This window comes from Micromonospora sp. WMMD754, from assembly GCF_049315235.1.
GTDB classification, from domain to species: Bacteria; Actinomycetota; Actinomycetes; order Mycobacteriales; family Micromonosporaceae; genus Micromonospora; species Micromonospora sediminicola.
The window spans coordinates 1,602,855-1,617,883 of sequence record NZ_CP186058.1 but is presented as its reverse complement, the minus strand read 5'-3'; the positions used below and the strand labels follow the sequence as shown (position 1 = coordinate 1,617,883).

The following is a 15,029-nucleotide window of genomic DNA, read 5'->3' as shown; positions in this document are numbered from 1 at the left end:
TGACACAGGCCCTTGCCATGTCACGCCTCCAGATCAGCCAGGACGGTCGGCAGTTGCCCGGCGGCCGGGGCGACCGTGCCGGGGGTGGTGTCCAGGTGTTCCAGCAGCCCGTTGACGTACGACACGTCGACCCGGACCTTCTGCACGCGGCCGTCGACGTCGCGCATGACGAACTCGCGGAAGCCGAGTCGGGACGCCGAGCCGCTGTCGGCCTGGCTGAGCGAGGCGAGTGTGGCCTCGTAGCCGTCGTCCACCGGCACCCGCAGCAGCCGCAGCGCCTCGGAGGCGATCTCGCTGTCCTCGGCGATCCGGCCGACGAAGACGGTGGAGACGAGGTTCTGGACGTCGAGACCGAGGATGTCCTTCGGGTTCTGCGAGGCGACCAGCGCGGCGAGGTTCCACTTGCGGGAGTCGCGGGCGAGGCGGACCAGGAACGAGCGCCCGGAGCGCCAGCCCTCCATGAAGTGCGCCTCGTCGAGGCCGACCAGCTTGCGGGAGGACATCGAGCCGCCGTAGCAGCGGCGGACCGCCAGCCGGTGCGCGGTGTGCAGCATCGGCAGCGCGAGGGCCTCCTCGGCGGACCAGTATTCCCGCTCGATCTTCAGGTCGGGCAGCCGGAGCCCGGCCATGGTGATGACGGTGAGCGCGGCGTCGGCGCCGAGCAGCCCCTCCGGCGGCCGGCCGAAGAAGAGCATGGCCAGCGGCATCTCGGCGGTGTCGAGCAGCAGGTGGGCCAGTTCGCGTCCGGCGTCGTCGTCGAGCCCCTGGAGGCAGGTGACCACGTCGTCGAGGGTGGAGGTCTCCTCGGCCGGCACCTGGCGTACGGCGTGCCGGAACAGGGTGGCCGTGGACGCCTCCCGGGCCACCTGTGGCGGCACCAGCATCATGCAGATGTCCTGCACCAGCATCCGGCGCTCGGCGCGGGCGTTGGAGACCGCGATCTCGAACTCCCGATCACCGGCCGCCCCGGTGCCGAACTCGCTGCGCAGGGGCGTGGGGATCAGCGCGTACGGCGCCAGGGTGCCCTGCTCCGAGCCGGTCAGGTTGAGCACCCGCGAGTAGGGCGCCAGCTCGGGCATGGCGCAGAGCCGGGCCAGTGGGCCGGACGGGTCGAGCAGGGTCACCTGCACGCCGCGCCGGGCGGCCAGGTAGCCGAGCGCGCCGAGGAGCGTGGACTTGCCGCCGCCGGGTTCGGCGACGAAGACGGCGAGGCCGGAGCGCTCGCGTACCTCCATCGGGAAGTGCAGGTCGAGGAAGACCGGGCGACGGCAGGTGCCGGCGGTGCGGCCGATCAGGTCGCCGCGCCGGTCGCCGACGGTGGACGCGGCCTGGGGCAGCGCGGCGGCCAGCAGGTTGACCGGCATCCGCCGGACGTAGCCGGTGTTGGCGATCGGCTCGCCGGGGATGAACTCGCGGGCCAGCCAGTCCTGGTTCTTCGGGTGCTGCAGCGAGATCCGCAGCTCCCGCGAGTAGAGCTGGATGAGCCGGCGGGCCCGTTCCAGGCACTCCTCCCGGGTCCGGCCGCCGACCGCGATCCGGTGCCACCCGTGCGCGCGGGCCGAGTCGACCGGCAGCCCGGTGGTCATCTCGTCGCCGATCACCAGGGCGCGCTTGGCCAGGCGTTCCAGCTCCGGCGGGGCGTCGATGCCGTGCTCGGCGTAGTCGAGCTGCTGGGAGCGGATCATCCGGAGCCGGTGTTCGAGGTTCCGGAAGGAGTCGTTGGGGCCGAGGATGTCGACCCGGGTGGAGAGTTCCATCGGCCAGGGCAGCCGCTCGTGGAAGTGCAGCCACGGCTCGTGTCGCTCGGGGATCTCCAGCGGTTCCATCCGGCCGACCGCGAGCACGGCCACGTGCCGTTCCTCGCCGGTCATCCGGTTGACCAGCTTGACCGTCGAGCCGTAGGGCGTGCGGTAGCGCTCGACCTGTTCGGTCAGGGCCAGCAGGTCGCCGCGTTCCCAGCGGCCGTTGGTGATCGGGGAGAGCACGCCGGGCGGCGCCATGCAGAGCGCCACCGAGCGGTAGAGCAGCCACTCCAGCTCCGGCGCGGTGACCCGGCGCCCGCGCATGCCGAACGCGCCGAGCACCTCGTCGAACTGCTCGACCGTACGGCCCAGCCGGCGGCGCTCGCCGTCGGCGGTGCCCCGGCCGAACGTGCGCAGCAGGCGCTCGGTGAGCGAGTCGCCGAGCGACCGGCGGGCGAAGGTGACGCCCAGGTAGGTCTGGCCCTCGGCGTGGTTGACCGCCATCAGGTGCCGCTGGGCGGCGACCAGGTGGTCGGCCCAGCCGGTGGTGCCGGGCACGTCCGGCAGCGGGGCGGCGGTGTGCGTGTCGATGGTGCGCGCCCACTCGTCGGCCGGGAACGGCCGGGTGGTGCGGCGCAGGTGCAGCCGGAACCCGGCCAGGCCGGCGTACTGCTCGGAGATCGCCGAGAGCAGCGCCTCGCGTTCGGCGTCGGGCCGGAACGCCCAGCGGACCTCGGGCAGCCAGTACCAGGCGGTGACCGTGTTGGGGGTGAACGTGAGGTGGCCGGCGATCTCGGTGATGGCCAGCTCGACGGCGGGGTCGCGGTCGCCGAACTTGATCTTCGGAGCGCGTACCCGGACCGGCTTGGTCGGCTTGTCCCGGCGGGCGGCGGAACGCTGCCGGGGCGGCGCCACCTCGCGGTGCGCCGGCCGCCCGACCTCGCGGGTCGGTGCCGGCGCCGCCGCGTACGGGTCCGGCAGGTCGTGGTCCGGCTCCCGCCGGTCGACGCGGCGCGCGGGGGGCGCCGTCTCGGCCGGCGGCGGGGCGACGGCCGCCTCGTGGATCGGCTCCGGCTCGGCCGGGGGCCGGAGCGCAGGGAGGCGGTCACCGGCCTGCTGCGGCACCCTCGTGCGCGGCGGGGGCGGCGGGTCGAGCGCGGGAGGCTGGACGGGCTCGGGCAGGGCGTGCGCCGGCTCCGGCCGGGGACGGCCTACCGCGCGTACGCCGGAGGTCTGCTCCCGGGCCGGCGGCGCGGGTTCGGGTCGGGGCGGTTCGACCGGCGCGGCGTGCTGGTGCGGGATCGGCAGCGCCTCCCGGCCGACACCGCGTCGGGGCGGCGCCACCACCGGTTCGACCGGCGCGGCGGGCGGGGTCGTCCCGGCGGGCGGGCCGGCCGGCCGACGGACCCGGGGCGGCGCGCCGCCGAACAGGTCGAGGAAGGGCGAGTCGATGTCGCCCTCGGGCCGGATCGGCTCGCGGGGTTCGGCGCCCCGGGGGGTGAGCGGACGCGGAGGCTGGAAGACGCCGACCCGCCCGTGGCCGGGAGTGGTGACGAGCGCCGGGTCGAGGACGATCTCGTCGAGGTCCTCGTCCGGTGGGTAGTCGAACGATCGCGCACGGTTACCGGGCGATCCGCCCGGGTGCCCGGCCGGGGAACCCGGCGTGGAAGAGCGACTCATGCGACCGCCTCACCCGCGTCGTTCGTCTGCGCCGTCGGCGTACGCCTGGTCATGCCAGTTCCTCCCGGATCCTGATCCGGCTCGCGACGAGGCGCGGGTCCCGCAGCTCGGCGGCCGGCTCCCGGGTGCGTCGCCAGTCGGTCAGCGCGGTCCGGATGACCATGCGCGCCGGCCGGTCCGGGTCGACGTACCGGAAGATGAACGAGGTCGTCACGATGGCGAGCGAGATCTCCCAGGCGGGGAACAGCTCGATCTGGAGCGTGAACAACCAGTGGATGAACACGTAGAGGGGTACGAGCAGCATGAACAGGCCGTACTGGGCGTACGGCAGGTGGACGGGAAGGGTGTAGCCGGGCGGGCCCAGGTAGACGAGGCGTGCCCGGTAGATGTCGTCGTCGGTGCGCAGCCGCATCGTCGCCCAACGCCCTACTCGAAGATGAGGTTGATCAGGTAGTCACCGACGAAGAAGAGTGTGGCCGCGCCGGCGATGAAGGCCAGCCCGATGATGGCGATGGCCGAGCTGGTCAGCACCTTGGAGATCTCACCGCGGCTGGCCCGGCCGATGAAGATCACGCCGAGCACGGCGAGCAGGATCGGCGCGACCTTGCTGGCGAAGAAGGTGACGACGTTGTCGGTGTCGATGCCTTTCGGGGCCGGCTCGGCGAGTGGAGTCGACGCCAGGGTGTGGAGCGCGTGGTCGACGGCGGTCGACGCCGTTGCCATGAGCTCGATGGCGATCACTGGAAACCTCCCCAAAGGTCGCGGCCGGCGGTGCCGCGGTGGTGCAGTTAGGCAAGCCTGGCGGGATGGTGCTCGTCAGAGACAGCGCCGTCGACGCTGGGTCCGTCACTCACCACGGAGCGTGGCGAGCTCTGGGGGGATTCGTCCCGCTTCGGCCCTCCCTCCAGGCTTCGCCATCTCGATGCTGGGCAATTCCAAAGCGTACGGGCCGGCCACCTTTGCGACAAGCCGCGAAGAGTGGACCCGTAACGACCCGGACGACCGATCGTACACCTGTTCCAATGAGCACGTCAGGGCCCTCGGCCCGGGGCTCGCCCGGCCGCCGGAAGTCCTGCCGGCGAACGGTACTGTCGGGTCCGTGACCGATCTGGTACGGGCGGAGACCCCGGTGGTGATGGGCGTCCTCAACGTCACGCCCGACTCCTTCTCGGACGGCGGCAGATACGCCGATCTGGACGCCGCCGTCGCACACGGCGTGCGACTGCGCGCCGACGGGGCGGACCTGGTCGACGTCGGGGGCGAGTCCACCCGGCCCGGCGCCGACCGGGTGGACGCGGAGACCGAGACCGCCCGGGTGCTGCCGGTGGTGCGGGAGCTGACCGCCGCCGGCATCCCGGTCAGCATCGACACCAGCCGGGCCCGGGTCGCCGAGGCCGTCCTCGCCGCCGGCGCGGCCGTGGTGAACGACGTCTCCGGCGGGCTCGCCGACCCGGACATGGCCCGCGTGGTCCGCGACGCCGGGTGCCCGTGGGTGCTCATGCACTGGCGGGGCCACTCCCGCGAGATGCGCGACCTGGCCCACTACACGGACGTGGTGGCCGACGTCCGGGCCGAGCTGGGCGCGCGGGTCGACGCGGCGCTCGCCGCCGGCGTGGCCGCCGACCGGATCGTCGTCGACCCCGGGCTCGGCTTCGCCAAGACCGCCGCGCACAACTGGGAACTCAGCGCCCGCCTGCCCGAGCTGGTCGACCTCGGCTTCCCGGTCCTGTTCGGGGCCAGCCGCAAGTCCTACCTGGGCCGGCTGCTCACCGACCCGGCGGGCGCGCCCCGCCCCCCCGCCGGCCGGGAGGCCGCGACGATCGCGACCAGTGTGCTCGCCGTGGCCGCCGGCGCCTGGGGGGTACGCGTGCACGACGTCCGGGGCACCGCCGACGCGCTCGCCGTCTGGCGTGCCACCGGCCGCCCCCGGCTGGCCACCGCGGGCGCCGGCGCGACCGGAGGAGGGGACCGATGACCGACCGGATCGAGCTGACCGGCCTGCGCGCGCACGGCCGGCACGGGGTCTACGACTTCGAGCGCGCCCAGGGCCAGGAGTTCGTCGTCGACGCCGTGCTCGAGCTCGACCTGGGTCCGGCCGCCCGCTCGGACGAGGTGACCGACACCGTGCACTACGGCGAGATGGCCGAGCGGCTGGTCGCGGTGATCACCGGCGACCCGGTGAACCTGATCGAGACGCTCGCCGACCGGCTGCTCGCGGTCTGCCTGGCCGAGCCGCTGGTCGCCGCCGCGACGGTGACCGTGCACAAGCCGGAGGCCCCGATCCCGCACGCCTTCCGGGACGTGGCCGTCACCATGCGGCGTACCCGGTGACCCGGGCCGTGCTGTCGATCGGCAGCAACCTCGGCGACCGCCTCGACCACCTGCGCGGCGCGGTGACCGCGCTCGGCGACGCCGTGCTGCTGGTCTCCGGCGTCTACGAGACTCCACCGTGGGGGGACGCGGACCAGCCCGCGTACCTGAACGCGGCGGTGATGGTCGCGGACCCGGCGGCGACGCCGGGCGACTGGCTGGCGCGGGCCCGGGCCGCCGAGGCGGCGGCCGGGCGCACCCGCGACGCGGACCGGCGGTACGGGCCGCGCACGCTCGACGTGGACGTGATCGCGGTCTGGGACGACGCCGGCCACCCGGTGCTCAACGACGACCCCGAGCTGACCCTGCCGCACCCCCGCGCCCACCTGCGCGCCTTCGTGCTGCGCCCGTGGATCGACATCGAGCCGCACGGCCGGCTACCCGGGCACGGCTGGCTGACCGACCTGCTCAACGCCGAGCCGTTGGCCGCCGACGCCCTGGAACTGAGCCCGCGACCGGATCTGACGCTAGAGTCGGACACATGAGTACGACCCGGTCCCCACAGGATCCCGACCGCTTCCGGATGGGGCCGACCCGGGTCTCCACGCTGGTGGTGGCCGGTCTGGCCGCCGCCGCCGTGGCCTGGCTGCTGATCAGCAACTTCTACGGCGACTTCGCCGCCGACCTGCCCTGGCTGCCGGTGATCACGCTGGCCGGGCTGGCCGTGTTGGAGGGCTACGCGGCGGTCAACACCCGGGGCCGGATCGAACGGCGACCCGGACGGGAGCCGGTGAACCCGCTGCTGGTCGCCCGCTTCGTGGTGCTCGCCAAGGCGTCCGCGCTGGCCGGAGCGATCTTCGCCGGCTTCTACGCCGGGCTGGCCGGCTGGCTCTTCGTCGAGCCGACCAACGCCGCCGTCGGCGACCGCCCCGCCGCGGTGGCCGGGCTGGTCGCCTCGCTGGCCCTGGTCGCGGCGGCGCTCTGGCTGGAACGGTCGTGCCGGGTGCCTGAGCAGGAGGACGACTCCGACCGCGAGCCGGGCGACCGGGAGACCCCGCGCGGGCGCCTCTGATCAGGGGGTTCCCCACACCCCGGCCCGCAGGTACCGTCCCTGGCGACCGGAGAGCGACGGCCGCCACCGGTCCGCCCGCCCGTGGGCCGGACGCGGCCACCTGGGAGGCGCGGCCAATGGGGTACGACGAGGCGGACCGGACCGCGTCACCGGAGACCTCCTCCGGCGTACCGGCCGCCGTGCTGGAGAACGTCTTCGACGACCCGTCCCACGGCGAACCCGGCCGGGACCGGATCGCGGTGCACGTGGTCTGGGAGTTCCTGCTGCTGGCCGGGCTGGCCGCGGTGACCTGGCTGCTCTGGCGGGAGGACGCGGACGCGCTGCGCGGCGGCGCGCTCAAGACGCTGCTCGTCGACGTGGCCGGGCTCGGCCTGCTCACCCTGGCCGCCGGGCTGAGCCTGCGGGCCGCCGCGGTGAACCTGGCGGTCGGTCCGGTCGCGCTGGCCGCCGCGATGCACTTCGCCGAGCAGGGCGACCGGGGTGCCCGGGAGGCGCTGCTCCCGGCGCTCGCGGTGGCCGCGGTCGGCGGGCTGGCGCTCGCACTGGTCGTGGTGGTGCTGCACGTGCCGGGCTGGGCGGCGAGCCTGGCCGGCGCGGCCGGCGTGATCGTCTACCTGGAGCGGCGGACCGCCCCGGTCGCGGTCCAGGGCGAGTACGACCCCCGGCGCACCGCGCTCTACCTCTTCGTCGGCTTCGCCGCGGTGGCCGTCCTCGGTGGCCTCTTCGGTGCGATCAAACCGGTGCGCCGGCTGATCGGCCGGTTCCGTCCGGTCACCGACCCGGCCCGGCGGCGCGGGGCGGTCGCCGCCGTCGTGACCGCGCTGGCGCTCGTCGGCTCCACGGTGCTGGCGATGCTCGGCGGAGTGCTGATCGCCGCGAACGGGGACGGTCCGGTGGCCCCCGGCACCGGGCTGGACTGGACGGTGCTGGCGGTCGGCACGGTCCTGCTCGGCGGCACCAGCGCGTACGGCCGGCGCGGCGGTGTCTTCGGCACGCTGATCGCGGTCAGCCTGGTGGTGGTGTTCCTGGCCTGGACCGTGGCGCACGACTGGTCGATCGGCCGGTGGGCCCTGGGCGGGGCGGTGCTCGGCGCCGGGCTGCTGGTCACCCGGCTGGTCGAGACGTTCGGCCGGCCCCGCCCGGCCCCGCACGTGACGGCCGTGCCCGGCCCGCCGCGCCCGGTCGGGGACGGCCGGATCAGCACCGGCTGGACGACGACCCCGACGCCCGAGCCGACCGACACCTGGCCGTCGGTGCTGCCCGTACGCGAGACCGACACCCCGGTCGACGCCTGGGAGGCGCCCCGCTGGGAGAGCGAGCCGCGGCGCTGGGACGCCGACCGCTGACGTCGAGGAGGGTCGGCTCCGGCGGGGGTCGCGTCCGGCGGGCCGGAGCTGATCTCGCCGGTTAGGCTCGGCGGCATGAGCGAGACTCCTGCCCCCGGCGGCCGTACCTTCGACGAGCTCGACAAGCTCTCCACCGAGGAGCTGCGCGAGCAGGCGTTCCACCTGGCCCGGGAGCGTCGCGACGTGGGGTTCTTCTGGTCGGTGCTGCGGCACCTGCCGAACGCCGACGAGGCCGCCGCCCTGGACGGCGCGCCGAACTCGGTCGGGCCGACCATCGACGAGGCCAACGCGCTGTGGCGGGAGTTGACCGGGCACGGCTACGACGAGTCCGCGCCGCTGCTGCGCGCCGCCTTCATCGACTACCTGATGAAGCACTGACCCGTGGCCGCCCGCCGGCCGACGGCGGTCGCGCGGACGCGCAGGTTTGCCCGGCGCGGCGGCCCGGGAACTGACCGCTCCATGGCCCTCACCAACCGCCCCCGCACCGTCTCCCGGTACGGCACGGCCGCCGGCACCGGCACGCTCGCCGCGTTCCTGCTCGTCGCGGTCGGCGGCAGCCCGATGTACGGGGACTGGGCGCAGGGCAGCACCGACCCGACCGGAGCCGGTGGCTGGTTCCTGCGGCTGCTCTCCTGGCCGGCCTGGCGGTGGCACGCCGACGAGGGGTTGCTCACCACCAACCTGCGGGCGATCCTGCTGCTCGTGGTCGCCGCGGCGCTGCTCTACCTGCTGCCCGGCCCGCAGGTGGACCGGGTGGCCGCCTCGGGCAGCCAGTTCCTCTCCGGTTGGGGCGCGTACGCCCTGGCCGGCGGGATCACCGCCCTGCTCGCCACGCTCCTCGGACCGCACGGCACGCTCTTCGCCGCCTTCCAGGCCGCGAGCGGCGGCGTCACGTACGGCTTCTTCGCCGGCTGGATCGTCGGTCTGGCCAGCCTGGGCGGCCGGGCCTGACTCGCCGTACGGCGGGCCGGGCCTGATCCTCCGGTGACCGGTCCGGCCGGCCGCGCGGGCCGGTCAGGCGCCGTCCACCGCGCCCAGGCTCAGCACCCGGCTGCGCGCGATCAGCCCCACCGGGCTGCCGTCCTCGGTGACCAGCGCGTGGTCGGCGCCGGAGGTGAGCAGCGCGCCCAGCGCGTCGTAGGCCGAGTCGCCGAGCGGCACCGTGGGCAGCCCGGTCCCGCCGTCGGCCGGGAGCGGGTCGAGCACCGCGCGGGTCAGCGGGGTGACCGCCAGCCGGCGGATGCCCCGGTCGGCGCCGACGAACTCGCGGACGAACGCCGAGGCGGGCGAGCCGAGCAGCGCGGCCGGGCTGTCGTACTGCTCCAGCACGCCACCCTCGGAGAGCACCGCGATCCGGTCGCCCAGCCGGACCGCCTCGTCGAGGTCGTGGGTGACCAGCACGATGGTCTTGCGCACCTCGGCCTGGAGCCGCAGGAACTCCTCCTGGAGCCGGGTCCGCACGATCGGGTCGACGGCCGAGAACGGCTCGTCCATCAGCAGCACCACCGGGTCGGCGGCGAGGGCGCGGGCGACGCCCACCCGCTGCCGCTGCCCGCCGGAGAGCTCGTGCGGGTAGCGCCGGCCGAACTGCGCCGGGTCGAGGCCGACCAGTTCCAGCAGCTCGCCGACCCGGGCGCGGGTGCGTTCGCGCGGCCAGCCGAGCAGCCCCGGCACGGTCGCCACGTTGGCGGCGACGGTCTGGTGCGGGAACAGGCCGACGTTCTGGATCACGTATCCGATGCGGCGGCGCAGGGTCACCGGGTCGACCCGGGTGACGTCGTCGTCGCCGAGCAGGATCCGGCCGTCGGTCGGCTCGATCAGCCGGTTGATCATCCGCAGCACCGTCGACTTGCCGCAGCCGGACGGGCCGATCAGCACCACCAGCTCGCCCGCCTTGACCTCCAGGCTCAGCTCGCGGACCGCCTCGGTGCCGTCCGGGTAGCGCTTGCGGATGCGCTCCAGCGTGATCGAGGCGGCGCCGTGACCGGCGGTGGTGCCCGGGGTAACGTCCACGTGTGTTCCTCCACCTGAGCTACCGGGCCGCCCCGGGCAATCCGTGGTTCTCCTGGCAGTACGTGCGGGACAACTCTGACACCATCCTCGCCGCGCTGCGCGAGCACACCTGGTTGACCGCCCGGGCCGTGGTGATCGCCGCGCTGGTGGCGCTGCCGCTCGCGGTGGCAGCGTACTGGTTCCGCTCGCTGGCCGCGTCGATCCTGGCGCTGACCGGCGTGCTCTACACGATCCCGTCGCTGGCGCTGTTCGCCTTCCTCGCGCCCTACCTCGGCATCGGGGCGATCACCGTGCTCACCGTGGTGGCGCTCTACGCGCTGCTGGTCATCGTGCGCAACACGCTGGCCGGCCTGAACCAGGTGCCACCGGAGGTGCGGGAGGCCGCCGAGGGCATGGGCTACGGCCGCTGGGGCCGGCTGGTCCGGATCGAGCTGCCGCTGGCGCTGCCCGGCATCCTCACCGGCGTACGACTGGCGACCGTCTCCACGGTCGCGCTGGTCACCGTGGGCGTGGTGGTGGGTCGGGGCGGGCTGGGCCAGCTCATCTTCGCCGGCTTCCAGAACAACTTCTACAAGGCGCAGATCATGACCGGCACGGTGCTCTGCGTGCTGCTGGCGCTGGTGCTCGACCTGGTCCTGGCGGGGGTGGGCCGGCTGCTCACGCCGTGGCTGCGCGGGCGGGTCCGGTGAGCGCGAGGAGTGCAGCGCAGCGGAGCCCCGCAGTCGCGAACGGAGGGCAGGCACGGTGAACCCGGTGCAGCAGGCGGTGCTCTGGCTGAACGACCCGCTGAACTGGACCAACCCCGGCGGCGTGCTGGACCGCCTCGGCGAGCACCTGAGCATGTCCGCCCTGGCGGTGCTGCTGGGTTGCCTGGTGGCGTGGCCGATCGGCCTCTGGCTCGGCCACAGCGGCCGGGGCGGCGGGCTGGTGCTGCTGGTCTCCAACGTCACGTTGGCGATCCCGACCCTGGCCCTGCTGACCATCCTGCCGCTGACCTTCCTCGGGTTCGGCCGGTCGGCGGTGGTGGTGGCGCTCGCGGTCTTCGCGGTGCCGCCGCTGCTGGCGAACGCGTACACCGGGGTGCGGCAGGCCGACCCGGAGGCCCGGGACGCCGCGCGCGGGATGGGGCTCTCCGGCGGGCAGGTGCTGCGCCGGGTGGAGTTGCCGCTCGCGGTGCCCTACCTGGCGGCGGGGTTCCGCACCGCGGCCGTGCAGGTGGTGGCGACCGCGGCGTTGGCATCCTTCGTCAACGGTGGCGGGCTGGGCCAGATCATCCGGGCCGGGTTCGGGCTGGACATCGCGGCCGGCGGCGGCCAGATCATCGCCGGCGGTGTCCTGGTGGCCGGCCTGGCGCTGCTGGTCGAGGGGATCCTCGCGGTGCTGGAGCGGGTGGTCACGCCACGCCCGCTGCGCCGGGTCAGCCGGCGGGCGAACCGCCGCGCGGCCGCGGCCACGGCCGGCGGCTGATCTTCCGGCGGCCCCTCGCCGGCCCGTCGGTGAGTCCGGCATCACAGCGCATCCGACCCGCTGGTGACGATCGGATGACGAAAACCGCTCCGAGTTTGTCGGTCGGGTCCGGAGGATGTTGGGTGAAGTCGCGGGCGGCCGTCCGGATCGCCCGTCGGACACGCGGCCGGCCCCCATCGGGGTCGCGCCGGGACACGGAAGGCGGGCACTGATGCGCGCACGTGCACGGCTGGCCGCGGGGGCCTTCGGCGCCCTCGCCGCGGCAACTCTCCTCACGGGCTGCGGTGACGCCGGCTCGTCCGGCACCGACGCTCCCGAGGCGGGCGCCTCGGGTGCCGGCTGCGCCCCGGTGGCGGGTGACCAGCTGGTCGTCCTCACCGACGACAAGAAGCTGCAGAACACCGACAACGTCCTCCCCGCGATCAACAAGAAGGCGGCGACGCCGCAGCTGGTCGCCGCGCTGGACAAGGTCTCGGCGAAGCTCGACACCCCCAAGCTGATCCAGCTCAACCGGGCGGTCGACGTCGACCGGAAGACGCCCCAGGTGGCGGCGCAGGAGTTCGCCGCCGCCAACGGCGTGACCGACGGGATCGAGAAGGGTCCGGGCGGCCAGGTGACGGTGGGCGCGGGCAACTTCAGCGAGAGCCAGACCGTCGCCGAGCTCTACAAGATCGCGCTCACCGCGGCCGGCTACCAGGTCAAGGTGCAGACCATCGGCAACCGGGAGCTCTACGAGCCGGCCCTGGAGAAGGGCCAGGTCCAGGTCGTCCCGGAATACGCCGCCACCATGGCCGAGTTCCTCAACACCAAGGCCAACGGCAAGGACGCCCAGCCGGTCTCGTCCCCCGAGCTGGAGAAGACCGTCGCCGCGCTCAAGACCGAGGGCGACAAGGCGGGCCTGGTGTTCGGCCAGCCCTCCCAGGCGCAGGACCAGAACGCGTTCGCGGTGACCAAGGCCTTCGCCGAGAAGTACGGCCTGTCGACGCTCTCCGACCTGGCCGCGAAGTGCTCCGGGCAGGCCACCGTGCTCGCCGGTCCGCCGGAGTGCCCGCAGCGGCCGAAGTGCCAGGCCGGGCTGGTCGAGGTCTACGACTTCAAGGCCGGCTCGTTCAGTTCGCTGGACGCGGGTGGCCCGCAGACCAAGAACGCGCTGAAGACCGGCGCCGCCAGCGTCGGGCTCGTCTTCTCCTCGGACGCGGCGCTCGCCACGAGCTGATCCGTCGCCGCCGGCCGGTCGAACCGGCCGGCCGGCGGCGATCCCCGACGGGGCTGCTGGTCAGCGACCGTGCATCCGATCGCGTCGACCCGTTCCCCTCCGGTGGAACTCTCGGTAATCTGCTCAGCCATGCCCGCCTCGGTCGCCCCCGCCGACAAGCGCACCCCGACGCCGCTGACCGTCCTGTTCTGGATCGGCGTGGGGTTGGCGCCCCTGGCGGCGCTCATCCTGCTGGTCGCCGACGGCAACGGCACGCTGCGGTTCGGCGCCGTGCTGGCGATCCTCGCCGTGGTGCTGATCGGTCTCTCCATCGCGCTGCGGGCCGAGAACGGCTCCGGTGACGCCGGGGCCGAGGAGTTGCGCGAGGAGCTGGAGCAGCTCCGGCGCGAGTTGCGGTCCGAGATCGTGGCCGCCGCCCAACGTGGCAATCAGGCGCTCGACCAGGCTCGGCGGGCGGAGGAGACGGCCGGCGCGGTGCGTCAGCGGCTCGACGCGGCAGCCGCGGGTCTGGCCGCCGCGCCCGCCGATGAGCGCCCGGGCGGACGGGCCCGGGTGCCGGTGGCCGGCGCGTACGACGCGGGACGGGCGCACCCGGCCGGCCGCGACGAGGACGCCCCGGGCCGGTCGTCGGGCGCGCGCTACGGCGCCGACGACGCGTCCCGGCACGACGTCGACCGCCCCGACGCTCACGCCGGTACGGGCTGGGGCCGGCCCGAGCCGTACGACGCCGACCCGTCGGGCCCGTACGCCGGGGAGCGCGCGGAGCCGGGCGGCTACCGGGCCGACCCGGACCGCTCCGGCGCGGACCGCCCGGGGTTCGCCGGCTACGGCGCCGAACCGGCCCGGTCCGACCCGCGCGGCACGGAGTGGCCGTCCGCCGGCGCGCCGGGCGCGGACCGGCCGTCGGCCGGCGGGTACGGCCAGGACCGGCCGTCGCCCGGCGGATACGGCCAGGACCGGTCGTCGGCCGGCGTCTACGGCGCGGCGCGGGTGGCCGAGCCGGCCCGGCCGGAGCAGTCCCGCCCCGTCGGCGTGGTCCACCACACCGAGACGGTGCACGTCACCACCCGGCACACCATCGTCGACGGTGGCGAACCGGCGGGCAGCCGGTACGGCGGGCTCGCCGGCCGCTGGTCACCGGGAGCGGACGACCGGCCGAGGGGTACGGAGGCGGCCGACCACCGGGGCGTCGGGCACCGCGAGTCGGGCCGGGACGAGCCGGCCCGATCCGGATGGTCCGGCTCGGAGGAGGACGGCTGGCTGGGCGGCCTGCGGTCCGTCCCGGGCGCGGAACGGACCTGGCCCCGCGACGACGGCGCCCGCGACGACGGCTACCGGGCCGGCGCGCCCGGCGACGGCTACCGGCCCGCCCCGTCGGACGACGGCTACCGACCCGGCCCGTCGGGTGACGGCTACCGGCCCGCCCCGTCCGGCGACGGCTACCGACCCGGCCCGTCGGGTGACGGCTACCGGCCCGCCCCGTCCGGCGACGGCTACCGACCCGGCCCGTCGGGTGACGGCTACCGACCCGGCCCGTCCGGCGACGGATACGCGCGGACCGGCGACGGGCGCGAGCACCCCTGGGCCGGTGTCGGCCGGGCCGCGGGCGGCCAGCGGGGCTGGCCGGCGGACGACGACTGGTCGCGGGGCCCGGTATCGGACCGGCCGGCGGACGAGCAGCGCGACTGGTCCGGCCCGGGTGAGGACCGGACCGGTCCGGCGGCGGGCGGGGCGCGAGGCGACCGCTCCTGGCCGCCCGCGGAGCAGGCCGGGCGGGCGCAGGTGGCCGAGCCGGACGGCGCGCACTGGTCGCAGGTGCGGGCCGCCGGCAACCGCTGGGCGGCGGTCCGCGACGACGACCGGGGGCGGGAGATCCGGGTCGGGGAGCGGCGGGCCGCGGTGCACGAGGACGGCGGGGGCACCGAGTACCGGGTCGAGGACCGGTGGGCCTCCGTCCGTGGCGCACCGGGCGGCGGCTGGTCGCCGGAGAGCCACCCGGCGCTGCCGGCCGGCGGGGTCCCGGTACCGCAGGAGTGGCGACCGCCGACGCAGCGCAGCGGCCAGCCGGAGTGGCGCGAGGTCGAGCCGGAGTGGCGGCAGCCCGAGCCGGAGTGGCGCCGGCCGGAGCCCGGCGGCTACGGTCAGCCGCCCCGCGACACCGACGACCGCTGGCGCTGACCGCG

15 protein-coding genes are annotated in these 15,029 nt (G+C 75.2%); 11 read left to right on the top strand and 4 right to left on the bottom strand.

What is annotated here, in order from left to right; genetic code table 11:
- Positions 1–20: 20 nt before the first annotated feature.
- Genes ACN27B_RS07680 through ACN27B_RS07670 form a run of 3 tightly spaced genes read right to left on the bottom strand, consistent with a single transcriptional unit; the run spans position 21 to position 4,163 of the window.
- Positions 21–3,422, bottom strand: a complete 3,402-nt coding sequence (locus ACN27B_RS07680; protein ID WP_422744120.1) for an ATP-binding protein — start codon at positions 3,420–3,422, stop codon at positions 21–23.
- A 49-nt stretch (positions 3,423–3,471) separates the two neighbouring features.
- A complete protein-coding gene (locus tag ACN27B_RS07675; RefSeq protein WP_099163385.1) occupies positions 3,472–3,834 on the bottom strand; it encodes a hypothetical protein in 363 nt (120 codons plus the stop codon).
- 14 nt (positions 3,835–3,848) lie between these two features.
- Positions 3,849–4,163 carry a hypothetical protein gene (locus ACN27B_RS07670; RefSeq protein ID WP_091070155.1) on the bottom strand — a complete coding sequence of 105 codons (315 nt, stop codon included), beginning with the start codon at positions 4,161–4,163 and terminating at the stop codon, positions 3,849–3,851.
- Between the two features lie 358 nt (positions 4,164–4,521).
- On the opposite strand from ACN27B_RS07670, the gene folP reads away from it, so the two are divergent.
- The 7 genes from folP (at position 4,522) to ACN27B_RS07635 (ending at position 9,101) form a co-directional block, all read left to right on the top strand.
- The gene (gene folP / locus ACN27B_RS07665) at positions 4,522–5,397 is read left to right on the top strand and encodes a dihydropteroate synthase (protein ID WP_422744118.1); all 876 of its coding nucleotides are present in this window, start codon (positions 4,522–4,524) and stop codon (positions 5,395–5,397) included.
- Positions 5,394–5,753 (top strand): dihydroneopterin aldolase, encoded by a 360-nt coding sequence (gene folB / locus ACN27B_RS07660; protein WP_422744116.1) that lies wholly within the window; start codon positions 5,394–5,396, stop codon positions 5,751–5,753. Before folP ends, folB begins: the two co-directional genes overlap by 4 nt.
- On the top strand, positions 5,750–6,277 hold the full coding sequence (gene folK, locus ACN27B_RS07655; RefSeq protein WP_422744114.1) for a 2-amino-4-hydroxy-6-hydroxymethyldihydropteridine diphosphokinase: 528 nt from the start codon (positions 5,750–5,752) through the stop codon (positions 6,275–6,277). The genes folB and folK overlap by 4 nt, the downstream gene beginning before the upstream one ends.
- A gap of 38 nt (positions 6,278–6,315) precedes the next feature.
- Positions 6,316–6,804, top strand: coding sequence for a DUF3180 domain-containing protein (locus tag ACN27B_RS07650; protein ID WP_172968059.1), 489 nt, complete (start codon positions 6,316–6,318; stop codon positions 6,802–6,804).
- 116 nt (positions 6,805–6,920) lie between these two features.
- Positions 6,921–8,150: an ABC transporter permease gene (locus tag ACN27B_RS07645; RefSeq protein ID WP_099163389.1), complete on the top strand. Its 1,230-nt coding sequence runs from the start codon at positions 6,921–6,923 to the stop codon at positions 8,148–8,150.
- Positions 8,151–8,225: 75 nt separating this feature from the next.
- Positions 8,226–8,528, top strand: coding sequence for a hypothetical protein (locus tag ACN27B_RS07640; RefSeq protein WP_091568655.1), 303 nt, complete (start codon positions 8,226–8,228; stop codon positions 8,526–8,528).
- Between the two features lie 81 nt (positions 8,529–8,609).
- On the top strand, positions 8,610–9,101 hold the full coding sequence (locus ACN27B_RS07635; RefSeq protein ID WP_396823122.1) for a hypothetical protein: 492 nt from the start codon (positions 8,610–8,612) through the stop codon (positions 9,099–9,101).
- Positions 9,102–9,164: 63 nt separating this feature from the next.
- On the opposite strand, the gene ACN27B_RS07630 is transcribed toward ACN27B_RS07635, so the two are convergent.
- Positions 9,165–10,163, bottom strand: a complete 999-nt coding sequence (locus tag ACN27B_RS07630; protein ID WP_091568659.1) for an ABC transporter ATP-binding protein — start codon at positions 10,161–10,163, stop codon at positions 9,165–9,167.
- 2 nt (positions 10,164–10,165) lie between these two features.
- On the opposite strand from ACN27B_RS07630, the gene ACN27B_RS07625 reads away from it, so the two are divergent.
- From ACN27B_RS07625 to ACN27B_RS07610, 4 genes are all read left to right on the top strand, one after another.
- Positions 10,166–10,852, top strand: a complete 687-nt coding sequence (locus ACN27B_RS07625; RefSeq protein WP_099163391.1) for an ABC transporter permease — start codon at positions 10,166–10,168, stop codon at positions 10,850–10,852.
- A 55-nt stretch (positions 10,853–10,907) separates the two neighbouring features.
- Complete coding sequence (locus ACN27B_RS07620; RefSeq protein ID WP_422744109.1) at positions 10,908–11,630, top strand: ABC transporter permease; 723 nt, start codon at positions 10,908–10,910, stop codon at positions 11,628–11,630.
- Between the two features lie 211 nt (positions 11,631–11,841).
- Positions 11,842–12,846, top strand: a complete 1,005-nt coding sequence (locus ACN27B_RS07615) for a glycine betaine ABC transporter substrate-binding protein (RefSeq protein WP_098747605.1) — start codon at positions 11,842–11,844, stop codon at positions 12,844–12,846.
- A gap of 129 nt (positions 12,847–12,975) precedes the next feature.
- Positions 12,976–15,024, top strand: a complete 2,049-nt coding sequence (locus ACN27B_RS07610) for a hypothetical protein (protein ID WP_422744106.1) — start codon at positions 12,976–12,978, stop codon at positions 15,022–15,024.
- Positions 15,025–15,029: the final 5 nt, after the last annotated feature.